Genomic DNA, 4,075 nt, shown 5'->3' on the forward strand with positions numbered 1-4,075 from the left:
CCCCCCGACCCCTCCGGCCCCACCCTCGCCCGGGTGCTGGCGCATCTGGCGGGTCCGCCGGTGCCGTCCGCGGGCAATCCGCGGGCCGCCGCACTGGCCGAGTGTCTGTCCGCCGAGCTGGCCCGCGAGGAGGCCGCAGCCCCGGCGTCCCGTGGGGACCTCGTCACCGGCAGCGAGCTGTGGGACGACAAGGCGCTGCCTCTGTTCCCGTTGCAGCCGCCGCGCACCCCGCGCGAGATCCTCGCCGACCATGTGACGGCGATGGTGTGCTGCGCCGCGATGGACACCGCGGGCGCCACCCCGGGGCTCGACTGGCTGGACGGCCCGACCCTGCTGATCGACGGCGAGCGCGCCGCCGACCTCACCCCGAGGGTGCTGAGCCTGACCGAGGACGGTGACCCGTCCCCGCTGCGGGAGTGGCTGACGGCGTCCGGGATAAGGCCGGAGAAGCCCGTCCGGCTGGTCTGACCAGCGAAGACTCCCCCACCTACCGGAGCAAGCACTTCCACTTTCGGCCAATTCGCAACGAACAGTGACAGGTTGCGTGCGTAATGTGATGTGCTTGGACCGTTCGCGCGCATGGCATGGGCTGACGACATGTGACAACGGGGGCGTGAGGGAGGGGGGCGACCATGGGTTCGGAGCAGATCCGCCGCTGGGAGTCGGGAGCGCTGGCGCACGCCGTCACGGACCCCTTCGGGCAGGGTCCCCTGCCCTGGCTGCGCGGCGGCGAGACGTACTTCGGCGACACCGGCCAGGTCGTCCCCTGGTACGTCGACCCGGCCCCCGACCCCGAGCCGGCGCCGCGCACCCCGCGCACCGCCCGCGTCCCGGGCCCGCGCGGCGACGGCGCGGCCGATCGCGGCCTGCGCTCGGCCGACGACGTGCATCAGCAGATCAAGGGCTTCATCTCCACCGGCCCGGTCGCCCCCGGCGGTGCCGTCGACTTCCACGTCACCGTGAACCCGCCGCAGGAGTTCACCGTCGACATCTACCGCATCGGCCACTACGGCGGCGACGGCGCCACCAAGATCATCACCAGTCCGCGGCTGTCCGGTATCGTCCAGCCGCCCCCGCTCGCCGCCGACCGCACCGTCTCCTGCCACCACTGGTGGCTGTCCTGGCGGATGCAGGTCCCCTCGTACTGGAGCGTCGGCGCCTATGTCGCCGTCCTCACCACCGCCGACGGCCGCTACCGCTCCCACATCCCCTTCACCGTCCGCGACGACCGCGCCGCCGACCTGCTGCTGATCCTTCCCGACGTCACCTGGCAGGCGTACAACCTGTATCCGGAGGACGGCCGCACCGGCGCCAGCCTCTACCACGCCTGGGACGACGACGGCCGTCTCCTCGGCGAACGCGACGCCGCCGCCACCGTCTCCTTCGACCGCCCCTACGCTGGCGCGGGCCTGCCCCTGCACGTCGGCCACGCCTACGACGTCATCCGCTGGGCCGAACGCTACGGCTACGACCTCGCCTACGCCGACGCCCGCGACCTGCACGGCGGCCATGTCGACCCCACCCGCTACCGGGGCCTGATCTTCCCCGGCCACGACGAGTACTGGTCGGCCGCGATGCGCCGCACCGTCGAGAAGGCCCGCGACCACGGCACCTCGCTGGTCTTCCTGTCCGCCAACACCATGTACTGGCAGGTGGAACTCGCCCCGTCCCCGTCCGGGGTGCCGGACCGGCTGATGACCTGCCGCAAGCGCAAAGGCCCCGGCAAGCCCGTGCTGTGGCGGGAGATCGACCGCCCCGAGCAGCAGCTGATCGGCATCCAGTACCAGGGCCGGGTACCCGAACCGCACCCCCTGATCGTCCGCAACGCCGACCACTGGCTGTGGGACGCCACCGGCGCCCACGAGGGCGACGAGATCGACGGCCTGGTCGCCGGCGAGGCCGACCGCTACTTCCCGCGCACCCCGCTCCCCGAGCACGACGAGCGCATCCTGCTCGCCCACTCCCCGTACACCGACCCGGACGGCGCCCTCCGCCACCAGGAGACCTCCCTGTACCGCGCCCCGTCCGGCGCCTGGGTCTTCGCATCCGGGACGTTCGCCTGGGCACCCGCCCTCGACCGCCCCGGCCACGCCGACCTCCGCATCCAGCGCGCCACCGCCAACCTCCTCGACCGCATCTGCAAACGCGACTGAACCCACCCACACCGTCCGTGCCGCCGCTCACCCCCCGACACCCCGGCCCGCCACCGGAACGCCGCATACGGGAGAATCGAGCCATTGGACAGAACCACGGGGAGGAACCGTGTCCGGATTCGTCGAAAAGCCCGAGCCGATCCAGGTGCCGGGCCTGGTGCATCTGCACACCGGCAAGGTGCGCGACCTGTACCAGACCGAGGCGGGCGACCTCGTGATGGTCGCGAGCGACCGCATCTCCGCCTACGACTGGGTGCTGCCGACCGAGATCCCCGACAAGGGCCGCGTCCTCACGCAGCTCTCCCTGTGGTGGTTCGACCAGCTCGCCGACCTGGTGCCCAACCACGTCCTCTCCACCGAGCTGCCCGAAGGAGCCCCCGCCGACTGGGCCGGCCGCACCCTGGTCTGCAAGTCGCTGCGGATGGTGCCCGTCGAGTGCGTGGCGCGCGGCTACCTCACCGGCTCCGGACTCGTCGAGTACGACCAGTCCCGCACGGTCTGCGGCCTCGCCCTCCCCGAAGGCCTCGTCGACGGCTCCGAACTCCCCGCCCCGATCTTCACCCCGGCCACCAAGGCCGAGGTCGGCGAGCACGACGAGAACGTCTCCTACGAGGAGGTCGCCCGCCAGGTCGGCGCCGAGACCGCCGCCCAGCTCCGCCAGACCACCCTCGCCGTCTACTCCCGCGCCCGGGACATCGCCCGCGACCGCGGCATCATCCTCGCCGACACCAAGTTCGAGTTCGGTTACGACGGTGACGAGCTGGTCCTCGCCGACGAGGTGCTCACCCCCGACTCGTCCCGCTTCTGGCCGGCCGACCTGTGGGAGCCGGGCCGCGCCCAGCCGTCGTACGACAAGCAGTACGTCCGTGACTGGCTGACCTCGGCCGAGTCCGGCTGGGACCGCAAGAGCGAGCAGCCCCCGCCGCCGCTGCCGCAGCAGGTCGTCGAGGCGACCCGCGCCAAGTACATCGAGGCGTACGAGCGTCTGACGGGCACGCCCTGGTCCTGACGACCGGTCCACGCCCACGGCGGGAAGGCCTCCGGCATCCACCGGAGGCCTTCCCGCCCACAAAGGCCTTGGTGTTCCGCGTCGGCATACGGGAAAGCGAAAGGCCCGGTCGGATGACCGGGCCTTTCATCATGGAGCGGACGACCGGGCTCGAACCGGCGACCTCAACCTTGGCAAGGTTGCGCTCTACCAACTGAGCTACGTCCGCGCTGCGCCGTGGCGCGAGAGCAACTATACCCAACCTCGCTCGCGTGCGAGACGCACTGCCGCATGACGGTTCTCCGCACCCAGCTTCGAGACGGCCGAAGAGAGGTAGTTCCGCACGGTCCCCGGGGACAGCGCGGCCCGTTCGGCGATCTCCGCCACGGGCGCGCCGTCGGCGGCGAGTTCCAGCACCTCCGCCTCACGGGCGGTCAGCGGTGAGTCCCCGGCGGAGATCGCGTCCGCCGCCAACTCGGGGTCCACGTACCGGTTTCCGGCCTGCACGGTACGGATGATCTCGGCGAGCCGCTGGGCACTGACCGTCTTGGGGACGAACCCCCGCACACCGGCCGCGAGGGCCCGTTTCAGATGTCCGGGCCGGCCGTGACTGGTGACGATCAGCACCTTGCAGCCGGGCAGTTCGGACCGCAGGGATGTGGCGACTCTCACACCGTCGGCGCCCGGCATCTGAAGATCGAGGACGGCGACGTCCGGTTCGTGCGCCCGCGCCATCGCCAGCGCCTCCGGCCCGCTCGCCGCCTCCGCGACGACCACCAGATCGTCCTCCAGCGCGAGCAGCGCGGCCAGCGCGCCCCGGATGAGGTGCTCGTCGTCGGCGAGCAGCACCCGCACGGTCATACGACCGCCTCCGACCCGACGGAGCGCCCCTCGGCCCCCTCACCGCTCACGGCGTCCCCTTCGCCCCCCGCAC

At 72.0% G+C, this 4,075-nt stretch carries 3 protein-coding genes, 1 tRNA gene and 1 pseudogene; 3 read left to right on the top strand and 2 right to left on the bottom strand.

Going from position 1 to position 4,075, the window contains the following annotated elements; genetic code table 11:
* From MTQ10_RS28525 to MTQ10_RS28535, 3 genes and pseudogenes are all read left to right on the top strand, one after another.
* Nucleotides 1-468, top strand: a pseudogene (locus MTQ10_RS28525) (hypothetical protein); the annotation flags it as partial.
* 164 nt (nt 469-632) lie between these two features.
* Nucleotides 633-2,153 carry a N,N-dimethylformamidase beta subunit family domain-containing protein gene (locus MTQ10_RS28530; protein ID WP_247473228.1) on the top strand — a complete coding sequence of 507 codons (1,521 nt, stop codon included), beginning with the start codon at nt 633-635 and terminating at the stop codon, nt 2,151-2,153.
* Between the two features lie 109 nt (nt 2,154-2,262).
* Nucleotides 2,263-3,162: a phosphoribosylaminoimidazolesuccinocarboxamide synthase gene (locus MTQ10_RS28535; protein WP_247473230.1), complete on the top strand. Its 900-nt coding sequence runs from the start codon at nt 2,263-2,265 to the stop codon at nt 3,160-3,162.
* Nucleotides 3,163-3,294: 132 nt separating this feature from the next.
* Here the strand turns inward: MTQ10_RS28535 and MTQ10_RS28540 are convergent.
* Both MTQ10_RS28540 and MTQ10_RS28545 read right to left on the bottom strand, forming a co-directional pair.
* Nucleotides 3,295-3,370: transfer RNA gene (locus tag MTQ10_RS28540), tRNA-Gly, on the bottom strand.
* Nucleotides 3,371-3,393: 23 nt separating this feature from the next.
* On the bottom strand, nt 3,394-4,002 hold the full coding sequence (locus tag MTQ10_RS28545; protein ID WP_247473232.1) for a response regulator transcription factor: 609 nt from the start codon (nt 4,000-4,002) through the stop codon (nt 3,394-3,396).
* Nucleotides 4,003-4,075: the final 73 nt, after the last annotated feature.

The organism is Streptomyces sp. XM83C, assembly GCF_023072675.1.
In the GTDB taxonomy this organism is placed as follows: domain Bacteria; phylum Actinomycetota; class Actinomycetes; order Streptomycetales; family Streptomycetaceae; genus Streptomyces; species Streptomyces thermocoprophilus.